Below are 26,834 nucleotides of genomic sequence, written 5' to 3'. Positions count from 1 at the left end.
TGGCGAGCAGCGCGTCCAGCTCGTCGCCGGTCAGCTCGCGCCACTGGCCGGGCAGCGGGCGGGCGCCGAGGACGACGTTGCCGAAGCGCACGCGCTTGAGGCGGCTCACCTCGCAGCCGACGGCCTCCCACAGGCGGCGCACCTCGCGGTTGCGGCCCTCCACCAGCAGCACGTGGAACCAGCGGTTGGCGCCGCTGCCACCGGATTCGACGATGTCCTCGAAGCGCGCGGGGCCGTCGTCCAGCTGAACGCCCTGCACCAGCTGCTCCAGCGCTTGCTCGGGTACATCCCCGTGGATGCGCACGGCATACTCTCGCTCCACTTGGCGGGACGGGTGCATGAGGCGGTTGGCAAGCTCGCCGTCGTTGGTCACCAGCAGCAGGCCGGCGGTGTTGAGGTCGAGGCGGCCGACGGTGATCCAGCGCCCGTCGCGGATGCCGGGCAGCCGGCGGAAGATGGTCGGCCGGCCTTCCGGGTCGCGGCGGGTGACCACCTCGCCCTCGGGCTTGTGGTAGGCGAGTACGCGCAAGCGCGCCTTGCGCGGCGAGCGGCGCTTGACCTCCTCGCCGTCGACGCGGATGCGGTCGCTGGGCAGCACACGGTCGCCGAGCTTGGCGAGCTGGCCGTTGACGCGCACGCGGCCCTCGGCGATCCAGCCCTCCAGGGTGCGGCGCGAGCCGAGGCCCGCTTCGGCCAGGACCTTTTGCAGACGCACCGGCTCCGCGTCGGTGGCCTGCCCTGGGTGGGGCCGCCGACCGCGGCCTTTGCCTTTGGCCTCGGGACGACCAGGGTGTTGGTCTGGGTTCACTGTGCGCTGCGCCGCGTCACCGCGGCGCCGGCCAGACCCGAGCCTGGGTGGGCGCCTATTCTGAGTCGCCATGGTCGGGCTCGCCATGGTCAGGATCATGTGGGCGCGAGTCGCCTGCGGCCGCGGATCGCGTCGGGGATGCCGCTCCCACGGCGCCACCCCTGCTGGGCACGGACGACGGCTCATCGCTGCGAGTATCCACCGGCCCTGGCTCGGTGGCAGGCAGTGCCGCCTGCACGCCAGTGCCGGACTCGCCAGCCGCCTCCGCCGCCGCATCCAAGGCAGCGTCGCCCGCAACCCGAAGCTGCTCATCGAAGAAGGCCGGATCGCGCAGCTCCGCCAAGGGTGGGAGGTCGTTCAGGGAGCGCAGGCCGAAGTAATCCAGGAACCTGCGGGTGGTGGCGTAGAGCGCCGGGCGACCTGGCACGTCGCGATGGCCGACGATGCGGATCCATTCCCGCTCCGTCAGCGTCTTGACGATCTGGGTACTGACGGCCACGCCGCGGATGTCCTCGATCTCGCCGCGGGTGATGGGCTGGCGGTAGGCGATGAGCGCCAGGGTCTCCAGTAGGGCCCGGGAGTAGCGCGGGGGCTTCTCTTCCCACAATCGCGCCACCCAGGGTGCCACGGCTCGGCGCACCTGGATGCGCCAGCCGCCGGCCACCTCCACCAGCTCGATGCCGCGCTCGCGGTAGTCCGCGCTGAGCTCGTCGACTGCTGTGCGGATCTCGTCCCGGGCGGGGCGGCGCTCCTCGGGATAGAGGGACAGGATTTGCTCGGTCGTCAAGGGCGCACCGGCAGCCATCAAGGCTCCCTCGACCACCTGCTTCACCGGTGGCGTCGCGAGCGACAGGGCATTGAGCGGCGTGACATCGGCACCCTCTAAGGCCTCATCGTCAGTGACCGACTGCTCCCAGTCGCCGCCGCTCATTGCTCTGCCGCCCGCAGACGCACATGGATGGACGCATAGGATTCGGACTGCACGAGCTCCAGCGTCGCAGCCTTCACCAGCTCCAGAATGGCAAGGAAGCTCACGACGACACCAGCGCGACCTTCGGTCACGTCGAACAGCGCCTCGAAGGGTACGAAGCCACCGCGCTGCACCAAGGCCAGCACCCGGGACATGCGCTCGCGCAGAGACAGGGATTCACGCTCCACCCGATGGCTCGTGAAAAGATCCGCGCGGCGCATGACATCGCGCAGCGCCGCCAGCACCTCGCCCAGCTCCACCGTGGGCGGGATGCGGCGGATGTGCTCCGCGGACAGCTCAGCGGCGACCGGGAAGCTGTCTCGGCCCTCCCGCGGCAGGGCGTCCAGGTCCTGGGCCGCCTGCTTGAAGCGCTCGTATTCCATGAGCCGGCGCACCAGCTCGGCGCGCGGGTCCGCGTGCTCTTCCTCCGCGGTTGATGGACGCGGCAGCAGCATGCGGGATTTGATCTCGCAGAGCATGGCGGCCATCACCAGATACTCCGCCGCCAGCTCCAAGCGAAGCTCCTGCATGAGCTCCACGTACTCCATGTACTGGTTGGTGATCTGCGCGATGGGGATATCCAGGATGTCCAGATTCTGCTTTCGGATCAGGTACAAGAGCAGATCCAACGGCCCCTCGAACGCATCCAGGAAGACCTCCAAGGCATCCGGCGGGATGTAGAGATCCTCCGGCAGCTTGAGCAGCGGCGCGCCGCGGACGATGGCGAGCGGCGGCGCCTGCGCCAGGTTCCGGGCGACCGCGTCCGGCGGCGTCTCTCTCGGCTGGGCTTCTGTCTCCGGCGTCGTCATGGTCGCTCGCACCTGCGTCGTCCAGGGGCCATCGGCCCTCGGCCCTGTGCCAATGACATGGCGTGACGAACCTCGTCCATGGTCTCCCGCGCCACGTCGCGGGCACGCTCGCAGCCCTCGTTGATGAAGCTGCGCACCGTCTCCGGCTGCGCCTCCAGCTCCGCGGCGCGGGCCTGAATAGGGCCGAGCTCCGCACGGACCGCCTCGATGATGGGCTGCTTGCACTCGATGCAGCCGATGCCGGCAGAGCGGCAGCCCGCCTGCACCCAGTCCTTGACGCCGTCGTCCGAGTACACCTCATGGAACTGCCAAACGGGGCAGACATCTGGATTGCCCGGGTCGGTGCGGCGTACGCGGGCCGGGTCCGTGGGCATGGTGCGCAGCTTCTGCGCCACCTCGTCGGGGTCGTCGCGCAACGCAATGGTGTTGCCATAGGACTTGGACATTTTTTGCCCGTCCAGCCCGGGCATCTTCGCCGCGCGGGCCAGGAGCGGCTGCGGCTCTGGCAGGATCACCCGCCCACCGCCTTCCAGGTAGCCTAACAGCCGCTCGCGATCACCCACGGTGATATTGGCCTGGGTCTCCAGCAGGGCGCGGGCCTTATCGAGCGCCTGCTGATCCCCCTGCTCGGTCCAGCTGCGCCGCAGCTGATCGAACATCTTTGCGTTCTTCTTGCCCATCTTGCGCTTGGCCTGCTCGGCCTTCTCTTCGAAGTCCGGCTCACGGCCGTAGATGTGGTTGAAGCGCCGGGCGATCTCGCGGGTCATCTCCACATGGGCAACCTGGTCTTCTCCCACCGGCACCTGACCTGCCTTGTAGATAAGGATGTCGGCGCTCTGCAGCAGGGGATAACCCAAAAAGCCGTAGGTGGCCAGGTCCTTTTCTTTCAGCTTCTCCTGCTGATCCTTGTAGCTCGGCACACGCTCCAGCCAGCCGAGCGGCGTGATCATGGACAACAGCAGGTGTAACTCGGCGTGCTCCGGCACCCGGGACTGGATGAACAGCGTCGAGGAGCCCGCGCTCACGCCTGCAGCGAGCCAATCCACGACCATGTCCCAGGTCGCCCGTGGGATGCCCGACGGGTCTTCGTAGTCTGTGGTGAGCGCATGCCAGTCCGCGACGAAGAAGAAACACTCGAACTCGTGCTGGAGCTCGACCCAGTTTTTCAGCACACCGTGATAGTGGCCGAGGTGCAGCCGCCCGGTGGGCCGCATGCCGGAGAGGACACGTGGATTCTGAGGGGTAACGGAGGTCACTGCAGATGGCCTTGTCGCCGGCGCCCCGCCCGCTGAGCGGGCGGGCGCGTCAAATGGGGAAACGATCGCGCACCAGAGCCTGTCCCGGTATGGCTGCCAGCACCCCGCTCACCACCGGGCGAAGGGCCGCACCGAGCAGGCCGGGCGGGTTGCCGTTGGGCAGAAATAGGAGCAACAGCAGAATAAAGATTCCATAAGGCTCCAAGCGTGAGAAGCGTGCCGCGAGCCGCGGCGGCAGCAGGGCATTCAGGATACGGCCCCCATCCAGCGGCAGCAACGGGAAGAGGTTGAGCGCCATCAGCACCAGATTAATGACGATGCCCACCACGCACATTTCCACATACAGCTGCAGCAACCAAGTGGGTACGGGCACGACCATGACTACCAGCGCCATCACCTTGATGGCCAGCCCCCAGGCGAAGGCCATCAGCAGGTTCACCCCTGGCCCCGCAGCGGCCACCAGGGCCATGTCCCAGCGGGGGTTACTGAGTCGCCGCCAATCCACGGGCACCGGTTTGGCCCAACCGAACAGGAAGGGCACCCCCACCAGGGTCTTGGACATAAGGAAGATCGCGGCCGGCACCAGCACGGTGCCCACCGGGTCGATGTGCTTCAGCGGGTTGAAGGTGACGCGGCCCAGCAGGAAGGCTGTGGGGTCGCCGCGGCGGCTGGCCACCCAGCCGTGCGCGGCCTCGTGCACGGTGATGGCGAGGAGCACGGGCGGCGCGATCAAAATGAGCAGCAGCAGGGTCTGTAGGACTTCGTTCATATCGGCGCGCGCCGGGACACACGTTTGGGCGTGGTGCGCGAGCGCGCGCCGCAGCGGGCGCTCAGGTGTCGAATAGCGAGGTTTCACCCCGGCCATGCCGCAGCACGGTAGGGGGCTCGCTGGTCATGTCCACCACCGTTGTCGGCTCGGTGCCACAGGAGCCGCCGTCGATGATGAGGTCTACGCAGTGATCCATGTGATCGCGAATGTCCAGCATATCCGCGAGCGGCTCATCGCCACCCGGGAGGATCAGCGTCGTGCTGAGAATGGGCTGATCCAGTGCCGCAAGCAAGTCATGTACGATCGGTGTATCCGGCACGCGGATGCCGATCGCACGACGCTTCGGGTGCAGCAGACGGCGCGGCACCTGCTTGGTCGCCTGCACGATGAAGGTGTAAGGACCCGGCGTCAGCGTTTTGAGCAAGCGGTACGCAACGTTGTCGATACGCGCATAGGTGGCAATCTCCGATAGGTCTCGGCACACCAGGGTGAAATGGTGCTTGTCGTCCACGCGCCGGATCATGCGGATGCGGTCCAGCGCCGACTTCTCTCCGATGCGACAGCCGAGTGCATAGCAGGAATCGGTCGGATAAACGACAACTCCGCCGCCGCGGAGCACGTCCGCGGCCCGGGCGATGAGCCGCGGCTGCGGGTTGCGCGGGTGGATCTCCAGGTAATCAGCCATGGCTCGGCCGGCGCGCCCCGCCGACGAGCCGGCGAGCCGGCCCGCGCTTGGGCGACCAAAACAGGTAACAGGATGAAGTTCGGCAGGCGCGCTTGGCAGGTTGATGACGGCTGGCGATGACGGCTGGCGTTTGGACGGCCGGCGCGCCGGGGCCTCAAGCAGCCGCGCGCCGTGCGCCTGCGAGGGCGGGTGCAGCCCACACCGGTGTACAGCCGTCCGGAAGCGGCGGCAAACGACCGAGCTCGATCCACGGCTTCTCCGGGCCGTGATAATCGGAGCCTGCGGAGGCGAGCAGCCCCGCCTCACGAGCATGCCTGGCATAGACGTGATAGTCGTCCTTGCTGTGGCTGCCGGAGACCACCTCCAGCCCACGCCCCCCGCACTCTTTGAGCTCACCGATCAGGCGGCGCATCTTAGTGCGCGTGAAACCGTAGCGCGCCGGGTGGGCGATGACAGCGATGCCGCCGGCGGCATGGATCCAGCCGAGCGCCTGCTCCAGCGTCGTCCACTCGCCCGGCACATGCCCGGGCCTGCCGGATACCAGAAAGCGCTTGAAGACGTCGCGCAGATCCTTGGCGGCGCCACGCTCCACCAGAAAGCGCGCGAAGTGCGTGCGCCCGATAAGGGTTCCGGCGGCATAGCGCTTGGCACCATCGAGGGCACCGTCGTAGCCTGCCCGCGCCAAGCGCCGGCCGATCTCCTCAGCGCGCCAGACGCGATAATCCTGCAGGCCGGCGAGGCCGTCCAGCAGGGCCTTGCAGGTGATATCCACGGCGAGGCCCACCACGTGAACGGTGCGTCCGCCCCAGGTCACAGACACCTCCACCCCAGGGATGAGCCCCAGGCCCGCGGCTTTTGCGGCGGTCATAGCCTCCGGAATGCCGGCGACGGTGTCATGATCGGTGAGGGCAAGGGTTTCGACGCCGGCGGCTGCAGCGCGCTCCACCAATCCGGCGGGCGTAAGGGTGCCGTCCGAAGCGGTGGAGTGGGTATGCATATCAGGAGTCTTCGGCATCTGCCCATATTAACCGATTCTGCCTACACGCAGGCGCCGCGCTCGCGCGCGCGACGCTCGCCATCGTTGACCGACCGACGCCGGCTGCACCACCATCCCGGGTGCTGCTATGCTGGCGGGTCAAATTGCCAGCACGGTGTCCGTCTCCGTCAGGGATACACCCGAGACCGCCATGAAACTCCTGTTCGACTTTTTTCCGGTCATCCTGTTCTTCGTCGCCTACAAGCTTCAGGGCATCTATGCCGCCACCGTCGTTGCCATCGCCGCTGCCGCCCTGCAGGTCGCCTGGGTACGCTTAAGGCACGGTCGCACCGAGCGCATGCATCTGGCCACTCTGGGGCTTCTCGTGCTGTTCGGCGGCATGACCCTCGCGCTCCGGGACCCGACCTTCGTCATGTGGAAGCCGAGCATCGTCAACTGGCTGTTCGCGCTCGTGTTCCTTGGTGGACAATTCATCGGCAACCAACCACTGGTGCAGAGGCTCATGGGGCACGCGGTATCGGCGCCTGCGGCGATCTGGCAGCGACTGAATCTGGCGTGGGTGGCGTTTTTCGTCTTCTCGGGCCTGGTGAACCTTTACGTCGTTTACGTCGGCAGCGGCTTCTATGAGGCCAAACAGGCGCTCATCGCTGCCAGCGGCCAGCCCGAGGTGGATCTGGCAGCCTGCGCCGAGCTGTTCACCGGCAGCGTGCTCGGTCTGTGCGAACAGGCCCATGCCGCCGAGGCCAGCTGGGTAGACTTCAAGCTCTTCGGTATGATGGGCATGACGCTGGTCTTCGTACTCGCACAAGCCTTCTACCTAGCTCGCCATATCGAGCCCGAAGCCGCCGCTGCCACCGTGCAGGAAGCGGCCCAGGAGGCCGACGCTGGCGGCAGTCGCTAGCTCCGGGAGGCCACGCGCCGTGCTCTTCGCCATCATCGCCACCGACCACGCCGACAGCCTCGCTGTGCGCCGCAGGACACGCTCCGCGCATCTCGCACGACTGGAGGCGTTGCAGGCCGAAGGCCGCCTCGTGCTTGCAGGCCCGCACCCGGCGGTAGACGCCATGGACCCAGGCGAGGCGGGCTTCACCGGCTCCCTCGTGGTGGCGGAGTTCGACGACCTCACCGCTGCACAGGCCTGGGCCGACGCGGACCCCTATGTGTCGGCCGGCGTGTATCAGGAGGTCCGAGTCAAACCGTTCATCCAAGTGCTGCCGCGCTGAGCACGGCAACACCGCCCCTCGCCGCCCCGCTCATCTCCGCGGCGCGGTGCGGGCGCAATGCATACGTCCTGTGCTGCACCACGCCGGGGCTGCGCGGACACGCGTTCACGTCCTTGTCACCAACCTGAAGGAAAGTCAGATGCCACTGAAAACGACGCCGAAGCTCCTGCTCGCCACCGCCTTTGCCAGCGCGCTCTTCTCCGCGCCGGTGCTGGCCCAGGACGACGCGGCCGACGACGATACGCTCATCGCCACCATCAACGGCGAGCCCTACAAGCTGAACCTGTTTCGGGTCTTCTACGCTCAGCGGCTACAACAGGCCAGGGGCGAGAACACCCCCGAGCTCCAAGAGCGCGCCTTCAATGAGTTCATGAACCTGGTGGTAGCCGCTCAGGAGGCCGAGAAGCGCGAGCTCGCCGAGCGCACCGATGTGCAGACCTCCCTCGACCTGCAGCGCATGATGGTGCTCTCGCAGGCGGCGCTGCAGTCAATCGCAGCCGAAACCGAGGTTACCGAAGACGAGCTCAAGGAGGTCTACGAGCAGTTCAAGGAGCAGGCTAAGCGCACCGAGTACAAGGCCCGCCATATCCTCGTGGACGACCAGGAAAAGGCCAAAGCGCTCGCAAAGCAGGTCGGCAAGAAAAAGGCGAAGAATTTCGAGGAGCTCGCCAAGGAAAACTCACTCGGCCCCACCGCCGACAAGGGCGGTGATCTCGGCTGGTTCGACGCCCGGCAGATGGTCAAGCCCTTCGCCGACGCCGTCGCAAAGCTGAAGCCGGGGGAGTGGACCGAAGAGCCGGTGCAGACCCAGTTCGGCTGGCACGTCATCCTGCTGGAGGAGACCCGCGACGCCGAGCCGCCGTCCCTCGAAGACGCCAAGCCGAATCTCGAGGCGGCCATCAGGAGAGATAAAGTCGCGGCCCGGCTCGCCGAGATGCGCAATCAGGCGATGGTCGAGCTGAACGAAGACGTGGTCAAGCTCAAGGATGATGCAGACGAGGAAGGCGCCGCTTCCGAATAGCTCGGTGCTAGTGGACCCCGCCGAATGATCTTCGGCAACGAGATCCGAGGGCCAAGAGGCATGTTTTGTCGCCCGACGAAACGCAGTCGCCTTGGCCCTCGGCCCTTAGGGAGATGCTGATTTATTGGCGCTTCCCTAGGGCATACAGACTTTAGTGACCCGCCGATCGCCGAGCCGCTGCACCGGCCGAGCATTAGGCGCCACCAGCGCCGCCAGGCGCTCCAGCTCCACCGCCGCCACCTCCACCGGTGTGCGCATCACATACCACCGAACCCCTTCCGTACAGGGTGGCCGGGTGAGGGACCCCGTATAGGCGAAATAGTCTTTGCGGCCCGGCAGCAGGAACAGCGGGTTCACGCCGACGTTACGCCCGTAGAAAGACTCGCCAGCAACACTCGGTGCGTGCTCCAGCACCCGTCGAAGCATACTGTTGACCCTGGGGCCGGGTATGAGCGGCACCGCCACCACGGCAATGTCACCGCGGTTGTTCGCGTGGATCAGCTGCGCTTCGGCGTCCGCACGCACACCATCGACCACGTGCTCGGATGGCACATGGAACTGCAGTTCCACCAGCTCGTAGCTCAGACCTTCGATAAGCAGATGGCTGCCGCGATCGTAGCCCAGGCGCAATGCACGGCCGTCGTTGGTGACGTAGAGCGGACTGCTGCGGTAGCGGAATCGCAAGGGCTCGCAGGGGGCGGCTACCGCAACCGCCTCGGCGAGCGCCACCGGCGACTGGGCGTCGCCGCGGGCGCAGGTGTCATACTCGGCGTCAAGATCGCTCCAGTGCTCCGGGCCCTTCTCACCGCTGTAGCCCCAGCGTGGCATGGCCTCCGGGTCCGGCAGCGCGATGCCGGTTTGCCAGGCGGCCGCGGGTGCCGCCGCCAGCGCCAGCGCAACGGCCATGGTCCCGGAATAACGGCTCGGGCCGCTGCCACGGGACTGGGCGCTGCTGTGCAGTCGTGCGCGCATCGGCGTCAGGGCGTCAATCGTCGCTGCGGCTGCGCTTGAGGCCGGCGATGGGCACGACGGTGGCCGACTGCGGCTCGTCGGCGTAATAAGGACGCTCGCCGCCGCGGCCATCGGCCTCGGCCAGCTCCTTCTCCCGCGCCGAGATCAGAGCCAGGCACTGACGCACATCCTGGATGGTGTCGTTCGACAGCGGATGCTTCATACCGGCGGGCGGTGTGACGTCCTTGATGATGGCCGCCAGGGTCTTGCGCATGGCGACCAGAATTTGCTGCTCTTGACTGAGCTCGGGCATCTGACTTCTCCGTACGGGTCGGGCCGTGAGATTTGAGCCGAAGCGGCGCCCGGCGCTGCCCCGGCGGGCTGGCGGCGACGGCGATCTGGCTGCGCCCCGCGGCAGGAGGATCGGGGCAGGTCAAGCATTATTCACCTGCCTGGCGCCCGCACGCAAACGGGGCGCAGGGCACCTGCGCCGGCGGCCCTCAGGAGTGGCCGTGCTCCGGCGCGTAAGCACCGTCGGTGAGCGCGGCGAGGTCGTCCTCATCGAGGATGCTGACACCGAGGGACGCCGCTTTGGCGCGCTTGCTGCCGGCGTCGGCACCGGCCAGCAGATAGTCGGTCTTGCCGGACACGCTGCCGGTGACCTTGGCGCCCAGCGCTTCCAGCTGCGCCTTCACCGCATCGCGGGGCCGGCTCAGGGTACCAGTGATGACGAAAGTCTTGCCGGCGAGCGGGGTGCCTGCATCCGCAGATGTCGCTGCCGCAGCCGCGGTAGTCGTCTCCCAGGAGATGCCCCCGAGATCCGGGTCGAGCAGTTTAGCAATCACCTCGCGATTGTGCGTCTGATTAAAGAAGCTCACGATGTGGGCCGCGACGATGGGCCCTACCCCTTCCACCAGGCTCCGCTTGCCGCCCAGGAAGTCCGCTACCGCGGCATGGCGCAGAGACGTAAGATCCGCCCAACGCTCTGCGATGCGCGCCGCTGCTGCAGGCCGCAGCCCGCGTATGCCGAGTCCGGCGAGCCAATCGGCGAGGGGCGCATCGCCCGGGCTGGCATGCGGATGCGCTTCCAGCCACTCCAGCAGTGCAGTGGCCGTTTTCTCGCCGACACCGTCGACGCCAGGCTCATCGACGATGAAGGTATCCAGATCCGCCGCCATCAGTGGCCCGAGATCCTGAAAATGGGCCGCCAGCGCCTGCGCCGTCGCCTCCCCCACCTCGCGGATGCCAAGCGCATAGATGAAGCGCACGAGCGTCGTGCGGCGGCTGCGGTCCAGCGCCTCCACCAGGTTCTGCGCGGACTTCTGCGCCATGCGCTCCAGACCCGCATAGTCAGCCACGCCGAGCGCGTACAAGTCTGCCGGGTCGTGCACCAGGCCCTGCTCGACCAATTGCTCGATGAGCTTGTCGCCAAGGCCGTCAATATCCATGGCCCGGCGCGAGGCGAAGTGCTTGAGGGCCTCCTTGCGTTGGGCGGCACAGGTGAGCCCGCCGCTGCAGCGCGCGACGGACTCGCCCTCGGCGCGGATGACGTCGGAGCCGCACACCGGGCACTGTGCCGGCAGCTCGACCTGCTCGGTGCCCGCGGGGCGCAGGGACTCGACAACGCTCACCACCTCCGGGATCACATCCCCGGCACGGCGGACGATGACCGTATCGCCTGCGCGCACGTCCTTGCGGTGCACCTCGTCGATGTTGTGCAGTGTGGCGTTGCTGACGGTCACGCCGGCAACGTCCACGGGCTCGAGCCGCGCCACCGGGGTCACGGCACCCGTGCGGCCCACCTGGAACTCCACCGCCCGGACGACGGTCTGCTCCTCCCGCGCCGGATACTTGTAGGCGATGGCCCAAACCGGGTCGCGGGCGCGGAAGCCGAGCTGGCGCTGGGCGGCAATGTCGTCCACCTTGAAGACAACGCCGTCGATCTCGTAATCCAGGGTGTCACGGCGCGCACCGATGACGCGGTGATAGTCGATACAGCCGTCCGCTCCGGTCACCACCCTGGACTCCGGCGACACCCTGAGCCCCCATTCCTTGAAGGCCGCCAGGGCTGCGCTCTGGGTCGGACCCAGGTCGCCGTCCTCGACTGCGCCGAAGCCGTAGCAGAACATGGTGAGGGGCCGGGTTGCGGTCACCGCCGGGTCCAGTTGGCGCAGGCTGCCGGCCGCGGCGTTGCGGGGATTCTTGAACGGCGTCTGGCCGGCGTCGAGCATTTGCTGCTTGAGGCGCTCGAAGGCCGCGAGCGGCAGATAGACCTCGCCGCGCACCTCCAGCAGCCGCGGCCAGTCCGAGCCCTGCAGGCGCAGCGGCACGGCGCCGATGGTGCGCACCTGGGCCGTCACGTCCTCGCCGACGCTGCCGTCGCCGCGGGTCGCGCCGCGGATCAGTACACCGTTCTCATAAAGCAGGCTGACCGCAAGGCCGTCGAGCTTGGGCTCTGCGACGTAGGCCACCGCCTCTGCGCCCAGATCTTTGCGAATGCGGCGGTCGAAGTCCCGCACATCGTCATCCGTACGCGCGTTGCCCAGCGACAGCATCGGGACCCGGTGGCGCGCCTCGGCGAAGCGCTCACCGGGCTCGGCACCGACACGCTGCGTCGGCGAGTCCGGGGTGCGCAGCTCCGGGTAGCGGGCCTCCAGCTCCTGAAGCTCGCAGAACAGCCGATCGTAGGCGGCGTCCGTGATCTCCGGGTCGTCGAGGACGTAGTAGCGATAGTTGTGATGGTGCAGCTGGGTGCGGAGCGCCTCGGCCCGCTGCACCGCATCTGCCGGCGCGCTCACGGCGCCTCGCCGTCCTCGTCGCTGCCGTGCAGTAGGGCGCGCACCCGAGCACGCAGGGCCTTGGCATCGGCATCACGCAGTGGCTCTCGCTGCGGCCCGCGGATGTCGCCGCCGAGGAGCTCGGCCATCACCCGGGCGGCATCGAGCATCTCATCGAAGACCATGAGGTCACTCGGCTCGCCCCGGAACTGGCCGAACACGGCGAGCCCCGGACTGGTGAACTCGGTCATGTCGGCAAAGGGAAAGGTCCCGGGCTTCACCAGATTGGCCATGCTGAAGAGGGGCTCCCCGTCGGGCACATCGCCGCGGGTACGGTGGAAGATGTCCATGTCCCCGGGGCGCAGCTTGCAGCGCTCGGCGGCACCGATGATCTCCTCGCCGCTGAAGGCACCACCGTGGCTCGTAATATAGAGCTGGATCAGGAGCTGATCGGCAGCGGGAGACTCTGCCGTCTCGCCCGGCTGGGTCGCCTCGGCTGGCTCCGCTGCGGCGACAGCCGCCGCCGCTGGCGCGGACGCCTCCCGGGCGTCATCGCCGAGGCCGTCCCCAAGCCCGCCTAGATTCGGCTCTTCGCGCCTGCGCTCTGGGGTCTCGCGCCCGCTTCGCCGCGGCGCTGACCGGGCGCGACGCTCGGCGCGCTGCCCTTGGTCCGCCGCAGACTCGGCGCGTTGTTTCTCCCACAGGTACAGCCCGATCAGGAACACGGCCCCGACGACGACCAGAATCAGGCGCAAAGTTGCGGCGTCCATTCGGTGCTCGCCCCCTCATGCTTTGTGGTATGGATGCGCGGCTGCCCTCCGCGCCCGCAGTATATCAGCGCGCCCACCGCAAGGCGCCGGCGGTCAAGACACGGCGGCCAGCTTCGCCGCTTCGTCCACGTCCACGGACACCAGCCGCGACACACCGGGCTCGTGCATGGTGACGCCAATGAGGTGGTTGGCAATCTCCATGGTGACCTTGTTGTGGGTAATGAAGATGAACTGGACTTGATCGGACAGCGAGCGCACCAGCTCGCAGAAACGCCCCACATTGGCATCATCCAGCGGTGCATCCACCTCATCCAGCATGCAGAAGGGCGCTGGATTGAGCTGGAAGATGGCGAACACCAGGGCCACGGCGGTGAGCGCCTTCTCACCACCGGAAAGCAAATGGATGCTGCTGTTACGCTTGCCCGGCGGACGCGCCATGATGGCCACGCCGGTGTCGAGCAGGTCGTCGCCAGTCAGCTCCAGATAGGCGTGGCCGCCGCCGAACACCCGCGGGAAAAGCTGCTGCAGCCCCTGATTGATGCGGTCGAAGGTGTCCTGGAAGCGGGCCCTGGTCTCGCGGTCGATCTTGCGGATCGCCGCCTCCAGTGTCTCCAGTGAAGCACTGATGTCCGCGTGCTGCTCGTCCAGGTAGCGCATGCGCTCGGACTGCTCGCGGAACTCGTCGATGGCGGCGAGGTTGATGTTGCCGAGCCGCTCGATGCGGCCTTTGACCTGCGCGAGCAGTGTTTCGTGGCTTGCACTGCTGGCGGCGGCATCCACGGCGGCGACGACCTCGGCCATGACGCCGCCGCGCTCGGCGAGCTGCTCCTCCAGGGTGCGGCGGCGCACCAGGCGGTCCTGCCGCTCCAGGCGTTTGGCGTCCAGGTCCTGCTGCACCGACGCGACGCCCTGCTCTAGGGTATGGCGGCGCTGCTCGGCCTCGCGCACGGACTGATCGAGCGCCTCCAGACGCTCGCGCGCCTCACCCAGCTCTGTCTCCACGCTCACGCGCTGCTCGAGCTGCGCCTCCAGCTGCTCGCGTTGTTCCTCCATGGGCTCGGTGGCAGCGGTCAGGTCAGCCAGCAGCTCGTCACGGCGGGCGCTCAAGGCCTCCAACTGCCCGCCGGCACGGGCAAGCTGCGCGTCCAGGGCCTCAAGCGAGGTCCGGCGAGTCTGGATAGCCACCTCCAGGCGCTGACGCTCATCCCGCAGGCCGGCCTCGGCCGCGCGGGCCTCGGCGACGCGGGCGCGCAGCGCGTCGCGCTCGGCCGCCAGCGCGTCGCGCTGGGCGCCGAGATGCTCGGTCTCTTCCAGGGCTTGGTGCAGGCGCTCGCGGGCGGCCTCGATCTCGTCGGCGGCCTCCGCACGGGTCTCGCCCAGCTCGCGCAGCTCGTCATCCAGCGCGGCGCGGCGCTCGCACATGTGCTCCAGCCGCGAGCGCCCGGCGCCGAAGTCCGCGTCCAGCGCCGCGCGGTCGCGACTCAGGCGGCTCACCAGGTCGAGCGCGTCGTCGCGCTCCTGCTCCAGCACCTGCCGGCGCTCGGCGAGCCCGTCGTGCTGCTCCACCAGCTCGGCAATGACGGCATCCAAGTCGTCCGCCTCGGCCTGCAGGCTGCGCAGGGCCTCGGCGCGCTCCAGGCTGCCGGCCACCTTGGGGCCATCGCCGGGGCGGCGCAGCCAGTCGCGCCCCACCTGCGCGCCGTCGCGGGTGACGAGGCGCTCGCCCGGGCCGAGCTCGCCGCGACGGGACAGGGCCTCGGGCAGGGTGTTGGTGGTATGGATGCCGTGCAGCAGCCCGTGCAGCGGCCAGGGGCAGCGCACCCGGGCGGCGAGGCTGTCCGGCGCGGGGGCCGGCGGATCAGAATCACTGCGCAGGCCCGGGCCCAAGAGCCCAAGCGGGCCGCAGTCGAGCAGCGGGCCGTGGGCATCGAGGTCGGCCACACAGAGGGCCGCCAGCATGTCGTCCAGCACCGCCTCCACCGCGGACTCCCAGCCGCCGTCCACCTCGATGCTGTCGAGCAGCCGCGGCACGTCGCCCAGGCCCTGCTCTTCGATCCACAGTCCGACAGTGTCGTCCGCCTGCTCCAGGGCCGCGTCCTGCAGTGCCTCCAGCGAGGCCTGTCGGCCGCGGCAGGTCTGCAGCTCGGTGCGGGCGGCGTCGAGCCGGCCCGCGACGGCAGCGCGCTCTTCCTCCAGCCGACGCAGGGCCTCGGCGCTGCGTGCCTGGTTGTCGGCGGCCGCGGCAATCTGCTGGTCCAGCGCCTCGGAGCGGGCCTCGAGCTGCTCGAGCTTGCCGGCGAGCTCGGTGGTATCAAGCTTCTCCCGATCGTCGGCCAGCCGCGCCGTGCGCTGGTCGGCGCGCAGGATGCGCTGCTCAAGATCGTTGATGCGCCCGCGCTCCGTCTGGGCGCGCTCGGTGGGCCCGCCCGGGCCTTCCTGCAGGGCATCCCAGGCGGCTTGCCAGGCGTCCAGGCGATCTTCGGCGACGGCGAGCTCGTCTGCCGCGGTGGCCATGCGCTCGCCCACCTCGGCGAGCGCCGGCTCGTCACGCGTCAGCTCCTCTGCCAGCTCCGCCATGCGCGCGGTGTCGCGCTCGCGGTGGCCCTCGGCGGCGGCCAGCTCCTCGCGGACGCGCGCGAGCTCGGCCTCTTGGCGGCTGCGGTTTTCGTCGGCAAAGCGGATGGCCTGCTCCAGCCGCGCGATCTCGGCACCAACGGCGTAGTAGCGCCCCTGGACGCTGTTGAAGGCATCCGAGGCCTCGGCGTGGGCATCACGATCGGCCTCGATCTGCGCCTCCAGGCGACGCTGCTCGGCGCGGCGGCGCTCCAGGTCCACCTCGAGTGCGGCGAGGGCGCGGTCGCGCTGGGCAAGCTCCTGATCCAGCTCGCGCCAGCGCAGCGCCGTGAGCTCGTCCTCCAGCCGGCGCTCGTCCTCCTTGAGCTGGCGGTACTTCTCGGCGGTCTCCGCCTGGCGCTCCAGGTGCTTCAGCTGCTTGGCCACCTCGTCCCGCAGGTCGTTGAGCCGGTCCAGGTTCTCGCGGGTGTGGCGGATGCGGTTCTCGGTCTCGCGGCGACGCTCTTTGTACTTGGAAATGCCGGCAGCCTCTTCGATGAACAGGCGCAGCTCATCGGGCTTGGCCTCGATGAACCGCGAGATCATGCCCTGCTCGATGATGGCGTAGCTGCGCGGGCCCAGTCCCGTGCCGAGGAAGAGGTCCTGGATGTCCCGGCGCCGGCAGCGGGCGCCGTTCAGAAAGTAGGCGGACTGGCCGTCGCGGGAGACCTGGCGTTTGACCGCGATCTGATTGAAGCGGGCGAACTCGCCGCCGGCACGCCCGGCGCTGTTGTCGAATGTGAGCTCGATGCCGGCGACGCCCACCGGCTTGCGGCTGGTGCTGCCGTTGAAGATAACGTCCGCCATGGACTCGCCGCGCAGCATCTTCGCCGAGCTCTCGCCCATGACCCAGCGCACCGCGTCGATGACATTCGACTTGCCGCAACCATTGGGGCCGACGACACCGACGAGGTTGCTCGGGAACTGCACCGTGGTGGCATCGACGAAGGACTTGAACCCCGTCAGCTTGATCTTTTCCAGCCGCATCGCCGAAAGATACTGAAGCGCCTTGACCCAAACAAGCGCTACCCGCCGACGCCGCCAGGCGCTGATAGACTTGCCGGTGAACCGAGGGCTGAGGGCTGAGGGCTGAGAAGACCGTCGACCAGCCGCACCGACAGGCATCAACACCGGAACGTACCACGCTCACCGCACTTCTTACTTCGCACTTCGCACTTCGCACGTCGCACTGCGCTCGTCGCACTTCCGAATCATCATGCCCACCCAACCCACCAAAACCCTCGAAACCTTCCCGAATCCCGAGCCCGGACGCGATTACGTCATCCGCATCCGCATCCCCGAGTTCACCTGTCTCTGCCCCAAGACTGGACAGCCGGATTTCGCGGAGCTCGCCATCGAGTACATTCCCGAGGCCGCGTGCGTGGAGCTGAAGAGCCTGAAGCTTTACGTCTGGTCCTTCCGCGACGAGGGCGGCTTCCACGAGGCCATGACCAACCGCATCCTCGGCGACCTGGTGGCGGCGACGGCACCGCGTTTCATGCGCCTCACCGCAGACTTCAACGTGCGCGGCGGCATCTATACGAAAGTGGTCGCAGAGCATCGCGCGCCCGGCTGGCAGGCACCGCAGCTCGTACAGCTGCCGTGACAGCGCCGGTTGGCAGCCGCATCGGTATCGGCGTCGATGTGGGCACCAGCGGGGTGCGGGCTGTTGCACTGGATGCCGTCGGCACCCGCTTCGCGACCGCCGCCAAGGCGCTGCCGGCGCCGCTTCGCACCGCCGGCGGTGGCGTGCAGCAGGACCCGGCGTGCTGGTGGCAAGCCGTCACCGCCGTGCTGCGGAGCGTGGCGGCGAGCGCCGCACTCCGCCAGCGGCCGTGCCGCGTCTGGCTCGGCGGCACCCCCGCCACGGTGCCGCTGGCCGGCGGCGCCGGCCGGCCATTGGGCCCGGCGCTGATGTACAACGACCGCAGCGCGGCGGACGCTGCGGCGCAGGTCGCCGCTGCGGCACCCGCGGACTCCCCGGCGCTGGGCGTGGGCTCGAGCCTGGCCAAGGCGCTGCACCTGCTCGCCGCCGCCGCTGCGGATGCGCATCGGTGTCATGTGCTGCACCAGGCAGACTGGCTCACCGGCTGTCTGCTCGGACGCTTCGGCGACAGCGACTGGAACAACGCCCTCAAGCTCGGTTTCGACCCGGCGGTGGAGCGCTGGCCGGACTGGCTCGCAGGCCTGCCGCTGCCGGCGCGAGCACTGCCAAAGGTGCATGCGCCGGGCCTGGCGCTCGGCTCCATCGCCCCGCGGGCGGCGGAGGCCACAGGACTACCCCCTGACACCCTAATCTGCGCCGGCACCACGGACAGTACTGCGGCAGTGCTCGCGACGGGTGCAAGCGAGCCGGGTGATGCGGTAACCAGCCTCGGCAGTACCCTGGTGCTCAAGATCATCGCGGAGCAGCCGGTGACGGCGCCCGATTACGGCGTCTACAGCCACCGGCTAAGGGATCAATGGCTGGTGGGTGGCGCCTCCAACAGCGGTGGCGCTGCACTGCGCGCCTATTTTGACGACGCTGCGCTGGTGAGGCTCAGCGCCGCCATCGACCCGGCGCAGCCGAGCGGACTGGACTACTACCCGCTACCGGCCGCGGGCGAGCGCTTTCCGGTGCACGACCCCGCACTCATGCCGCGTGTCACCCCGCGCCCGCCGGAAGACAGCCGCTTCCTGCACGGGCTGCTCGAGGGCATTGCCCGCATCGAGCGCGACGGTTATCGGCTCCTAGGGCAGCTCGGCGCACCGCAGCCGACGCGCGTTGTCAGTATCGGCGGCGGTGCGCGAAATGCCACCTGGACCGCCATACGGCAGCGCCTGCTCGGTATTGAGGTGACGCCGGCGGCGGAGCAGGAAGCCGCCGTCGGCGCTGCGCGGCTGGCACTTCGGGCGCCAGCAGACGACTGAACGGGGCCCGCGCCGCGTTATCCGGCATCGCCGCCCAGCTTTTCCAACAAGGCTTGGGCATCGTCGGCCTGCTCAGAGTTGGGATGCTCGCGCAGCAGTCGCCGCAGGATCGGCATGGCCTCGGCACCCCGACCCGCGTCGCTCAAGGCCCAGGCCGTGTGGTAGGCGATCTCGGTTTGGGTCGGAAAGGCCAAGTGTGCCTGTTGCAAGATGCTCAGCCCCTTGTCGCGCTCACCAGTGTTGAACAGGATCCAGCCGAAGGTATCGGCCACTTCGGGCCGGTTCGGGTCCAGCTCGTAGGCCTTGCCCGCGATCTCCAGCGCCCGCGGATCACCGCGCTCGTGCAGGATCCAGGCGAGGTTATTGAGGATAAGGATGTTGCTCTGACCCGCGTTGTAGAGACGCTCGTAGATAGGTAGCGCCCGATCGGGCATGTCCTCGCCGTGCAGCAGCATGGCCAGCATCGCCTGGCTGGCGAGATCTTCCGGCTGCTGTCGGCTCCAGTCCTCCAACAGGGCAATGGCATCGTTGGCGCGGTCTGCACGCGCATAGGCCTCCGCGAGCTGGCGCACCAAAGCTGGCGACGGTGCCAGATCTAGGGCCTGTCGGAATGGCTGCACCGCACCGGCTGGGTTGCGCGCCGCCATCTCCACGGTACCTTGGATGCGATATCCGAGCGGCTGGTCTGCAAAGTCCTGTTGCAGCCCTCGGGCAACCTCGCGCGCCGCGGCGTAGTCCTCTGCAGCCACCAACACCGAGGCCAGCGCCACCCGTGCGTCCACGAAGTCCGGCTTCAGCTCGATGGCACGCTCGAAGGAACCCTGAGCAGCGCGCAGCGCATCGGTCTTCCACTGGGCGCCGCCTTTGAGGTAGTAAATGCGCGGATCGTCCGGGCGCATCTCGAGAATTTGGTCAAAGGTGCGGATGGCGCCCGACGGATCATCGGCGAGAGTCTGCGCGCGGCCGAGCATTTCCAGCGCATCGGGGTTGTCGGGGAAGCGCGCAGCGAGATCGTTCGCTGCCGTGAGTGCTTTCAGGTACTCTTTGCGATCGATGTAGTACCGGCTCAGCAGCAGGCCCGGCTGAGTTGGCGATGCATTGGCGTCTTGGGCCTTGTTGAGCCATTCCAACATGCTGGCGTCATCACCGCGAAGCTCGGCCACGGCCGCCATCCCGAGGAGCGCCGCGAGGTTGCTCGGATCCTTCGCCAGCGCGCGTTGGTACTGGTTTTCAGCGCCCGCCAGATCTTCGCTGGCAACCTCGACCCGGGCAAGATTCATCAGTGCCGTGGTGAAATCCGGATCGAGCTCAAGCGCCTTGTCGAAGCGCGCACGGGCTTCGTCGAGCTTGCCCTGGGCAAGGAACGCCAAGCCCGTCAGGTTGAAGGCCACAGGGCTCTCAGGACGGCGTGCCTCTAGCGCCTCGCTGGCGGTGATGGCCTCCTCATAGCGCTGCTCCTTGAGCTTGGCGAGCACCAACAGGACATCCGCCTGCAGCACCTCCTGGCCGAGATCCACAGCGCTCTCGAGCTCACTGATGGCACCGCCCATATCACCGCCGGCAATGAGCGTGAGGGCGAGTTGGGTGCGCAGGGCAGCGACATCCGGCGCCATTTCCACCGCTCGGCTCAACCATTCCTGCCCCTGTTGCTGTTCGCCTGCCAGCATGTAGGCGCTACCAAGCAAAGCCATGACCTGGGGGTCCGCGCCGTCGGCGATGGACTCCAGTACCTCCACCGCCTTGTCCGGCTCGCGCAGCTTGAGCCGCGTGGCGGCGAGCACTTTGGCGGCCTGAAGATTGTCCGGCATCTCGGCGTTGATACGGGAAAGATACTCCTCGGCGAGCTGCAGATCGTCCTGGGCATAGCTCACGATGCCCATGAGCAACTGGCTCTGCATATGGCCCGGCTGTGCGCTAAGGACCAACTGCAAATGCTCGCCGGCCTGCTCCCAGTCGCGGTCATAGAAAGCCATCACGCCGCGCAGATAGCTCACGATGACAGTATTCGGCTGGAGGCTGTCCACCCGCTCCAGGTCCGCGCGCGCCTCGTCGAAGCGTTGCAGGCTCACCAGCATCGTCGCGCGCCCCAGCAGCGCCCGCAGGTTCTCGGGCTCCAGCTCGAGTACGTCGCCCAACAGGGCAACCGCTGCCTCCGGGCGCTCGGCCCGGCGCTCCACCTCGGCCCGCAGCAGCATCACGTCCGGCTCTCGCGGATAGCGCTCGAGCAGCAGAGCGGAGGCGACATCGGCGGTCTCGATATCGCCGTCCATCATGGCGAGTTGAATCAGACCGGCGGCGGCTTCGCGGTCGGCGGGATCCAGCGCCGTCGCGTCCGCAAAGGCCCGCTTGGCGGCCTCGGTCTCCTGCAGCGCTAGGTGCGCGCGGCCGCGCAGAGCGAGTGCACGCGCGCGGTCCTTGGCCGGTAGCGTCTCCACATCGAGCGATTCCAGCACCTCTGCAAACCGTTGCTGCTGCAGCTTGGCCTCGGCGAGATCAAACCGCAGCTCGTCTGCGCTGGCACCGAGATCGATCGCCCTTCGCAGTTCCTTTTCCGCCGCAGCCCCGTTGCCCGAGCGCAGGTAGATCTGCGCCAACATGATGCGGGCCTTCTGCAGATTCGGGTCAGCCTGAAGCAGGCTCTTGAGCTCGATTTCCGCGGCGTTGTAATTGCCGTCATTGAAATAGCCCTGCGCCTTGTCGAGGACCGTGTCGTCGGCCGACAACGGCAGGGCGGCGAACGCGCACAAGAGCGCGCCGAAGCGGAACGAACGATGCAAGCCGGACAGCAGGCGCTTGGTCATGACGAGCTCCGGTGAGTGAGGGGCGGATACGTGGGCGGCGGCGCAGGCGAGAGCAAGCAGGCCGCTCGAATCAATTCGGGATCCGATATTTTTTCATCAGGTTGTAGAGCGTCGGTCGGGTGATGCCGAGCAGCTCCGCGGCACGGGAGAGATTCCGGTCGGCGTGGTGAACGGCGCGCTTGACGGCCTGCATCTCAGACAGCTCCCGAACCTCGCGCAGATCGAACGGCATCTCGCGCACCTGAACGTCCTTGAGCTCGAGGTCCTCGGCCGTAACCTCACGGCCATCCGCCATCACCACCGCGCGCTTGACGCGATTCTCCAACTCGCGAACATTGCCAGGCCAGCTGTAGGACTCGATGATAGCGAGCGCTTGTTGGGTGAAATTCCTGACCGGCTTGCGGTGCTGCGCAGCAAACCGGCTCAGAAAGGCTCGCGCCAGGACCACCGCGTCATCCTCACGTTCGCGCAGCGGCGGCACAAAGATGGTGGCCTCATTGATGCGATAGTACAGATCTTCGCGGAAACGGCCTTCCTCGATGAGCTTAGGCAGTTCCTGGTGCGTGGCGCAGATCACGCGTACATCCACCGGTATCTCCTGGCGGCCGCCTATGCGCTCGATGACCCGCTCCTGCAGGAAGCGCAAGAGCTTCGCTTGCAGCGACATGGGTAGATCGCCGATCTCGTCGAGGAACAGAATGCCGCGATCGGCCGTCTCGATCTTGCCGCGCGTGGTCTTGACAGCTCCGGTGAAGGCGCCTTTCTCGTAGCCGAACAGCTCGCTCTCCAGCAGCGCGTCCGGAATGGCAGCGCAGTTGATTGCCACGAGACGACGGCTGCTGCGGCTGCTGAGCGAATGCAGAATCCGAACGAGCACTTCCTTACCGGTGCCGCTCTCGCCGAGGATGAGCGTTGTCACATCCGTTGGCGCGAGCTTCTCGATAGTTCGGCAGACGTCGAGCATCTGCGGACTCACGGCAATGAGCTCGCCGAAGGGCGATTCCGGCATGGCGGTGGCGAGCTTGCGATACTCCCGCTCCAGATGCGCGAGCTTCGCCGCCCGCTGCACAGTGAGCGTGAGCAGATCCGGGTCGATGGGCTTTTCGAAAAAGTCGTAGGCACCGCGCCCAATGGCGCGGACGGCATTATCGCGGTCGTTATGGCCGGTGACGACGATGACCTTGGCATCGGGTGCACGGGCTAGGATTTCGTCCAGCAGCCGAAAACCTTCCGTGGTTCCGCCTGGATCCGGTGGCAGCCCGAGGTCCAGGGTGACCACCACCGGGCTGAACTGCTCCAGCTCCTTGATGGCTGCTTCGGCATCGGAGGCAACCACCGCCTCACAGCCCTCGAAGCTCCAGCGCAGCTGCCGCTGCAGGCCCGGATCATCCTCCACAATAAGGAGCTTGATACTGTCTGCTTGCACTGGCGTCATATCACTGCGGCCAGAGGCTGTTCCACCGGCGCCGCCGACTGCGGCAGGCGAATCGAGAAGCGGGTGCCAGCCCCGGGCTCACTGTCCACGTCTACGCATCCGCCAGCCAGCGCGACGAGCGCCTTGCACTCATACGCGCCGATGCCCATGCCGGCAAGACCTTTGGTCGAGTCGAATGGCCGGAACAGTCGCTCGCGAATGAACTCCTCGTCCATGCCGCAGCCGTCGTCTTCGATCTCCACCACCGCCATGTCGCCGTCCTCACGCAAGGTTACCGTCACCCGCCCCTGTTTGTCGGTGGCATCCTGGGCATTCTGGATCACGTTGCGCAGCACCGCTTGCAAGCGCTCTGCGTCCACGCATACCTCCGGGGCCACGCCGTCGGCCACTCGCAAGGAAGGTACCGGCGACTGCACCGCGCGCTCGCTGACCGCCCGATCGAGCAGTGGCAAGAGCGCGACACGCCCCTGCTTGCCGGTGGGAGTGGCCGCGCGCATCTGCAGCAGCAGACGGTTCATGCGGTCCACAGAGTCACGCACCGTCTGCAATGCATCGTCTACGAATGCCGGATTGTCACGATAGCGCTCAGCATTGCGGCTCACCAGCGACAGTTGCGCGACCAAGTTCTTCAGGTCGTGCACGACAAACGCCGACAACCGATTGAAGCCCTCGAACTGACGCGCCTCCGCGAGTGCGGCTGCCGCCTCCTCAAGGGCGAGGTAACTGGCCGCTTGACGCGCCGCCGTCTGCAACAGCTGGATGTTCTCCCACCCGAGCTGCTGCGGCGCCCTCGGTCGCGCCAGCACGACGAAGCCCAGCGCGCTGGTCTCGTGCATCAGCGGCACCAAGAGCCACAGGTTTTCGTTTGCGAGCAGCCAGCCTGGCAGCGTCCCCGACAGCGATGCGGCTGGGGCCGGCTCTGCGAGCTCGATCACCTCCCCGCCCGGCTGCAACGCCGCGCAGACATCAGAGCCCTCCCAACGCACATCCAACTCCGCCAGGGGCAAATTCCAGCACCGCCGAAATACGCAGTTGCCGTCGGGGTCCCGAACCCACACAGCTCCGCCGGGGCTGTCGACGAGCTCCGCGAGCGCGAGAATGATGCGTTCCGGGAGCGTTGCCTGCAACTCTTTGCCGGACAACACACTGATCAGCCTCAGCCATTCCTCGCGGTAGTCGTAGCGGTAACTGTAAAAATGCTTGCTGATGAAGTGCTTGAGGCGCGAGCGCAACTGTCCGGAGAAGAGCAGGACGATGAGTACCACTGCCGCGCCGAAGAAAAACAGCGGCTGGAATACTGCGCTCCACTCGCCGCCATAGGCTCGGATGTAGTAGCCGGCGAGCGCCATGAACAATAGATAGACGCCAGCCGCCATCAACGCCGTAGAGTGGACGACGACGCTGCGGGACACCGCCAGATCAAACGACCATTGGGGATTCCGCGCAACCGACACGGCAAGCAGCGGCGTTACCACGGCGTTGACACCGCCGCGGGCGAGCCAGACGCCGGTATCCAGGCGCCCGAACAGCAGGGCGTCGGCGAAGAAGTAGAAATCGTAGACGAAGACGGCACCAAGCCCGAAGCAGAGGAACTTGATGCCCCAGCGATGCTGCCAAGGGGTGTTGCGATAAACCTGTTCCACCAGGAACAGCCCGCTGACGGTGAGCAGGAGCTGCCCGATGAGCCGAACTTTCGCAAGCCAACCACCGCCAGCCGGCACCAGTGCGGGCAGCCAATCCTCGAAAGGCAGCAACAACAGGAGCCCGCCTACCAGCACACCCCAGCGCAGCAGCCGCAGGCGATCGGCAAGTCCCTGGCGGAGCTGATCCAGCACGCGCAGCAGGAACAGACACCAGGCGACCATGCGGGCTGCCTCCGCTGCCCAGATCATCTGCACCGGCGCCATGTGCCACTGCGCCTGTATCGCGAGTAATCCTGCCCAGAGCACACTGATCGCCACCGCCAGCAGCAGCAGCCCACCCTGCAGACGCCCCCGCCAGCTCGTCGCCAGCAACAGTGCCAGCACGGTCATGGCCGCAGCATCGGCGGCGTAGCCAATGAAGCCGATGAGGTCGGGTGACATGTCAGCAGACCTCCCGAGGCAGACAGCGCGCCGTCACCGCGCGCCCTTGCCCAGCAGCACGACCTCAACGGTCTGCAGCAGAATCACGAGATCGAGAAAAAGGCCGGCATGCTTGACGTAGTAAAGGTCGAATTCGAGCTTGCGCTTAGCATCGTCCTCGTCCGACCCGTACGGATACATCAATTGCGCCCAGCCCGTCAGCCCTGGCTTCACACGATGGCGCTCGGCGTAGTATGGGATACCCGTGGCAAGCCGCTCGACGAACTCCGGCCGCTCCGGGCGGGGGCCGACCAGACTCATTTCTCCCTGCAACACGTTGATTAACTGCGGCAGCTCATCGAGCCGGGTGCGGCGCATGAAGGCGCCTAGGGGCGTGATCCGACTGTCGTTCTTGGCCGCCCAGCGTGCGAGTCCATCGGCCTCGGCATCTACCCGCATACTGCGGAACTTGTGTAAGCGAAACGGGACGCCGCCCTGCCCGATGCGAATTTGGTGGTATAGGACCGGATCCCTCCCACGGGACTCCAGCAGCGAGGCCACCGCCACCAACAGCATCACGGGTGCGGCAACCAGCAGCATCAGCGACCCCAGAGTCAGGTCCAGCAGCCGCTTACCGTAGCGCCCGGTCATACCCATCTTGAAGCCGTCCTGAGAAAAAAATATCCAGCTTGGATGCAGCAGATCGATCTTGACGGCGGCGAGCTCCTTTTCGAGAAACGTCAGCAGGTCCAGCACGGCGAACCCACTGAGCTTGCAATCCATGAGCTCGCCCACGGGCAGTTTGCGGCGGCGGTCGTCGGCAGCCACAACGATCTCGTCGACGTTGGTGGCGATGGCGAGCTCCAACAGCGAGCCCTTCTGCGCGAGGATCTTGTCCTGCGCGATTAGGCGATGGCTGCGCGGCAGTGGCACATAGCCCACCACACAGAACCCGACGGGCTCGTCTCCATCGGTGAGCTCGGCGATGCGCTCGGCATTCACACCGGCGCCCAGCACGAGGACCCGGCGCTTCTGGGATTCCGCGCCGGCGATGCGATCGAAGACAATCCGCAGCGCCAGGGTGCCGATGAAGGAGAACACCAGCGACAGTGCGAGGATGCCCCGCCCCATCAAAATGGCTGGGAAGAGGTAAAACAGCAGCGCCAGCGACGCCGTGGCGATGGCGAAGGCGATGACGAGGCGAACCACCAAGCCAGCTTCGCCCTCCTGCGTGCGGCGCTGGTAGAGACCCATCGACGCGAGCGACAGCGACATCACCAACGCGAAGATCGCTCCGGTCACCCAGGCATCGAGCAGGGCGATGTCACGCGGCAGCTCCCAACCGAAGCGCACGCCCACACCGAGCCAAAGGGCAACGACGAAGAGCGCAAACTCCAGCAGGGCGATGAGCAGGTTGAGGCCGGGCACGTGGTGGCCGAAGAGCCGAATCATTCCGAATGTACGAGCAACAGCGTCTGCCTAGGGCGCGTGCCGAAGCGAAAGCCCGCGGGCCAGCGGAAGTCGGTCCGCACCCGTGACCGAAGAGACCCTCCTCGCGGCCCGCCCGCGGAAATGGGCAGCACACCGAGCGCAGCACAAGCATGCGCCCGGACACTATGAGGTGCCAGGCGACGCCTGGGGAAACGCCGAATTCTTGGCGTTTCACACGCGGTGCAGTAGGCCCCGCCACCTTCAGCGACCCTTAAGTCGCTGAAAATGGAGGGACCCGGAAACCGCCACCGTTGGGAACAAGCCGGATTCCATCAGATGGTTGGCCAGGATGGCCACCAAATCGGTTGCTCCCGAGATCGCGGCGACGCAAGGACGGAGCCCCGTCGGGCGCGACGACCCATGTTAGCATACGGACGCTCTTGTCCAGGCCTACGGCGCCGAAGCGTCGTCGCGGCTGAGTCGAGGCCACGGCCTGTCGGTGCGGTGGAACACACGGCTCGGAAACGCGCCGTGCATGGTATCGT

The 26,834-nt window shown here is 67.2% G+C and carries 21 protein-coding genes; 5 read left to right on the top strand and 16 right to left on the bottom strand.

Annotation, left to right across the window (positions count from 1 at the left end; translation table 11 throughout):
- The 7 genes from rluB to I6U14_RS05925 form a co-directional block, all read right to left on the bottom strand.
- On the bottom strand, positions 1-709 hold a 709-nt coding region (rluB, locus tag I6U14_RS05955), incomplete at its 3' end, for a 23S rRNA pseudouridine(2605) synthase RluB (protein WP_296897687.1).
- Between the two features lie 154 nt (positions 710-863).
- Complete coding sequence (gene scpB / locus I6U14_RS05950) at positions 864-1,739, bottom strand: SMC-Scp complex subunit ScpB (RefSeq protein ID WP_296897685.1); 876 nt, start codon at positions 1,737-1,739, stop codon at positions 864-866.
- Positions 1,736-2,587, bottom strand: a complete 852-nt coding sequence (locus I6U14_RS05945; protein WP_296897683.1) for a ScpA family protein — start codon at positions 2,585-2,587, stop codon at positions 1,736-1,738. The genes scpB and I6U14_RS05945 overlap by 4 nt, the downstream gene beginning before the upstream one ends.
- Complete coding sequence (locus I6U14_RS05940; RefSeq protein ID WP_296897681.1) at positions 2,584-3,843, bottom strand: tryptophan--tRNA ligase; 1,260 nt, start codon at positions 3,841-3,843, stop codon at positions 2,584-2,586. The genes I6U14_RS05945 and I6U14_RS05940 overlap by 4 nt, the downstream gene beginning before the upstream one ends.
- A 49-nt stretch (positions 3,844-3,892) precedes the next feature.
- Positions 3,893-4,612 carry a site-2 protease family protein gene (locus I6U14_RS05935; RefSeq protein WP_296897678.1) on the bottom strand — a complete coding sequence of 240 codons (720 nt, stop codon included), beginning with the start codon at positions 4,610-4,612 and terminating at the stop codon, positions 3,893-3,895.
- 61 nt (positions 4,613-4,673) lie between these two features.
- Positions 4,674-5,297 carry an L-threonylcarbamoyladenylate synthase gene (locus tag I6U14_RS05930; RefSeq protein WP_296897676.1) on the bottom strand — a complete coding sequence of 208 codons (624 nt, stop codon included), beginning with the start codon at positions 5,295-5,297 and terminating at the stop codon, positions 4,674-4,676.
- Positions 5,298-5,451: 154 nt separating this feature from the next.
- Positions 5,452-6,312, bottom strand: coding sequence for a PHP domain-containing protein (locus I6U14_RS05925; protein ID WP_296897674.1), 861 nt, complete (start codon positions 6,310-6,312; stop codon positions 5,452-5,454).
- Positions 6,313-6,484: 172 nt separating this feature from the next.
- Between I6U14_RS05925 and I6U14_RS05920 the strand changes: the two genes are divergently transcribed.
- The 3 genes from I6U14_RS05920 to I6U14_RS05910 all read left to right on the top strand — a co-directional run bounded on the left by I6U14_RS05920 (position 6,485) and on the right by I6U14_RS05910 (position 8,538).
- Positions 6,485-7,195, top strand: a complete 711-nt coding sequence (locus I6U14_RS05920; RefSeq protein WP_296897672.1) for an inner membrane-spanning protein YciB — start codon at positions 6,485-6,487, stop codon at positions 7,193-7,195.
- Positions 7,196-7,214: 19 nt separating this feature from the next.
- Entirely contained in the window at positions 7,215-7,517 is a 303-nt protein-coding gene (locus I6U14_RS05915) for a YciI family protein (protein ID WP_296897670.1), read from the top strand.
- 139 nt (positions 7,518-7,656) lie between these two features.
- On the top strand, positions 7,657-8,538 hold the full coding sequence (locus I6U14_RS05910) for a peptidyl-prolyl cis-trans isomerase (RefSeq protein WP_296897668.1): 882 nt from the start codon (positions 7,657-7,659) through the stop codon (positions 8,536-8,538).
- Positions 8,539-8,673: 135 nt separating this feature from the next.
- Here I6U14_RS05910 and I6U14_RS05905 read toward each other — a convergent pair whose 3' ends face one another.
- The 5 genes from I6U14_RS05905 to smc all read right to left on the bottom strand — a co-directional run bounded on the left by I6U14_RS05905 (position 8,674) and on the right by smc (position 16,636).
- On the bottom strand, positions 8,674-9,510 hold the full coding sequence (locus I6U14_RS05905) for a carbonic anhydrase (RefSeq protein WP_296897666.1): 837 nt from the start codon (positions 9,508-9,510) through the stop codon (positions 8,674-8,676).
- Positions 9,511-9,523: 13 nt separating this feature from the next.
- Positions 9,524-9,802: a segregation and condensation protein A gene (locus I6U14_RS05900; protein ID WP_296897664.1), complete on the bottom strand. Its 279-nt coding sequence runs from the start codon at positions 9,800-9,802 to the stop codon at positions 9,524-9,526.
- A gap of 187 nt (positions 9,803-9,989) precedes the next feature.
- Complete coding sequence (gene ligA, locus I6U14_RS05895) at positions 9,990-12,287, bottom strand: NAD-dependent DNA ligase LigA (protein ID WP_296897662.1); 2,298 nt, start codon at positions 12,285-12,287, stop codon at positions 9,990-9,992.
- A complete protein-coding gene (locus I6U14_RS05890) occupies positions 12,284-13,036 on the bottom strand; it encodes a cell division protein ZipA C-terminal FtsZ-binding domain-containing protein (RefSeq protein WP_296897660.1) in 753 nt (250 codons plus the stop codon). Before I6U14_RS05890 ends, ligA begins: the two co-directional genes overlap by 4 nt.
- 93 nt (positions 13,037-13,129) lie before the next feature.
- Positions 13,130-16,636: a chromosome segregation protein SMC gene (smc, locus tag I6U14_RS05885; RefSeq protein WP_296897658.1), complete on the bottom strand. Its 3,507-nt coding sequence runs from the start codon at positions 16,634-16,636 to the stop codon at positions 13,130-13,132.
- Between the two features lie 229 nt (positions 16,637-16,865).
- Here smc and queF point away from each other — a divergent pair, with 229 nt between their 5' ends.
- The gene (queF, locus tag I6U14_RS05880; protein WP_296897657.1) at positions 16,866-17,255 is read left to right on the top strand and encodes a preQ(1) synthase; all 390 of its coding nucleotides are present in this window, start codon (positions 16,866-16,868) and stop codon (positions 17,253-17,255) included.
- Entirely contained in the window at positions 17,252-18,559 is a 1,308-nt protein-coding gene (locus I6U14_RS05875) for an FGGY-family carbohydrate kinase (protein ID WP_296897655.1), read from the top strand. Before queF ends, I6U14_RS05875 begins: the two co-directional genes overlap by 4 nt.
- A 17-nt stretch (positions 18,560-18,576) precedes the next feature.
- Here I6U14_RS05875 and prsT read toward each other — a convergent pair whose 3' ends face one another.
- The 4 genes from prsT to I6U14_RS05855 form a co-directional block, all read right to left on the bottom strand.
- Positions 18,577-21,360, bottom strand: a complete 2,784-nt coding sequence (prsT, locus tag I6U14_RS05870) for an XrtA/PEP-CTERM system TPR-repeat protein PrsT (protein WP_296897654.1) — start codon at positions 21,358-21,360, stop codon at positions 18,577-18,579.
- 70 nt (positions 21,361-21,430) lie between these two features.
- Complete coding sequence (prsR, locus tag I6U14_RS05865) at positions 21,431-22,786, bottom strand: PEP-CTERM-box response regulator transcription factor (RefSeq protein WP_296897652.1); 1,356 nt, start codon at positions 22,784-22,786, stop codon at positions 21,431-21,433.
- Positions 22,787-22,791: 5 nt separating this feature from the next.
- A complete protein-coding gene (gene prsK / locus I6U14_RS05860) occupies positions 22,792-24,879 on the bottom strand; it encodes an XrtA/PEP-CTERM system histidine kinase PrsK (protein ID WP_296897649.1) in 2,088 nt (695 codons plus the stop codon).
- 33 nt (positions 24,880-24,912) lie between these two features.
- On the bottom strand, positions 24,913-26,310 hold the full coding sequence (locus tag I6U14_RS05855) for a TIGR03013 family XrtA/PEP-CTERM system glycosyltransferase (RefSeq protein WP_296897647.1): 1,398 nt from the start codon (positions 26,308-26,310) through the stop codon (positions 24,913-24,915).
- Positions 26,311-26,834: the final 524 nt, after the last annotated feature.

Origin of the sequence: Thiohalocapsa sp., assembly GCF_019695415.1 — a bacterium.
Classification (GTDB): Bacteria; Pseudomonadota; Gammaproteobacteria; order Chromatiales; family Chromatiaceae; genus Thiohalocapsa.
Note: the sequence above shows the minus strand (reverse complement) of the source record. Positions and strands in the feature narration are given on the sequence as shown.

Bases quoted from the DNA above. Each gene is read 5' to 3' on its own strand.
- scpB (WP_296897685.1), bottom strand. From the start codon at position 1,739: ATGAGCGGCGGCGACTGGGAGCAGTCGGTCACTGACGATGAGGCCTTA.
- I6U14_RS05945 (WP_296897683.1), bottom strand. From the start codon at position 2,587: ATGACGACGCCGGAGACAGAAGCCCAGCCGAGAGAGACGCCGCCGGAC.
- I6U14_RS05935 (WP_296897678.1), bottom strand. From the start codon at position 4,612: ATGAACGAAGTCCTACAGACCCTGCTGCTGCTCATTTTGATCGCGCCG.
- I6U14_RS05930 (WP_296897676.1), bottom strand. From the start codon at position 5,297: ATGGCTGATTACCTGGAGATCCACCCGCGCAACCCGCAGCCGCGGCTC.
- I6U14_RS05925 (WP_296897674.1), bottom strand. From the start codon at position 6,312: ATGCCGAAGACTCCTGATATGCATACCCACTCCACCGCTTCGGACGGC.
- I6U14_RS05920 (WP_296897672.1), top strand. From the start codon at position 6,485: ATGAAACTCCTGTTCGACTTTTTTCCGGTCATCCTGTTCTTCGTCGCC.
- I6U14_RS05910 (WP_296897668.1), top strand. From the start codon at position 7,657: ATGCCACTGAAAACGACGCCGAAGCTCCTGCTCGCCACCGCCTTTGCC.
- I6U14_RS05905 (WP_296897666.1), bottom strand. From the start codon at position 9,510: ATGCGCGCACGACTGCACAGCAGCGCCCAGTCCCGTGGCAGCGGCCCG.
- I6U14_RS05900 (WP_296897664.1), bottom strand. From the start codon at position 9,802: ATGCCCGAGCTCAGTCAAGAGCAGCAAATTCTGGTCGCCATGCGCAAG.
- I6U14_RS05890 (WP_296897660.1), bottom strand. From the start codon at position 13,036: ATGGACGCCGCAACTTTGCGCCTGATTCTGGTCGTCGTCGGGGCCGTG.
- smc (WP_296897658.1), bottom strand. From the start codon at position 16,636: ATGCGGCTGGAAAAGATCAAGCTGACGGGGTTCAAGTCCTTCGTCGAT.
- queF (WP_296897657.1), top strand. From the start codon at position 16,866: ATGCCCACCCAACCCACCAAAACCCTCGAAACCTTCCCGAATCCCGAG.
- prsT (WP_296897654.1), bottom strand. From the start codon at position 21,360: ATGACCAAGCGCCTGCTGTCCGGCTTGCATCGTTCGTTCCGCTTCGGC.
- prsK (WP_296897649.1), bottom strand. From the start codon at position 24,879: ATGTCACCCGACCTCATCGGCTTCATTGGCTACGCCGCCGATGCTGCG.
- I6U14_RS05855 (WP_296897647.1), bottom strand. From the start codon at position 26,310: ATGATTCGGCTCTTCGGCCACCACGTGCCCGGCCTCAACCTGCTCATC.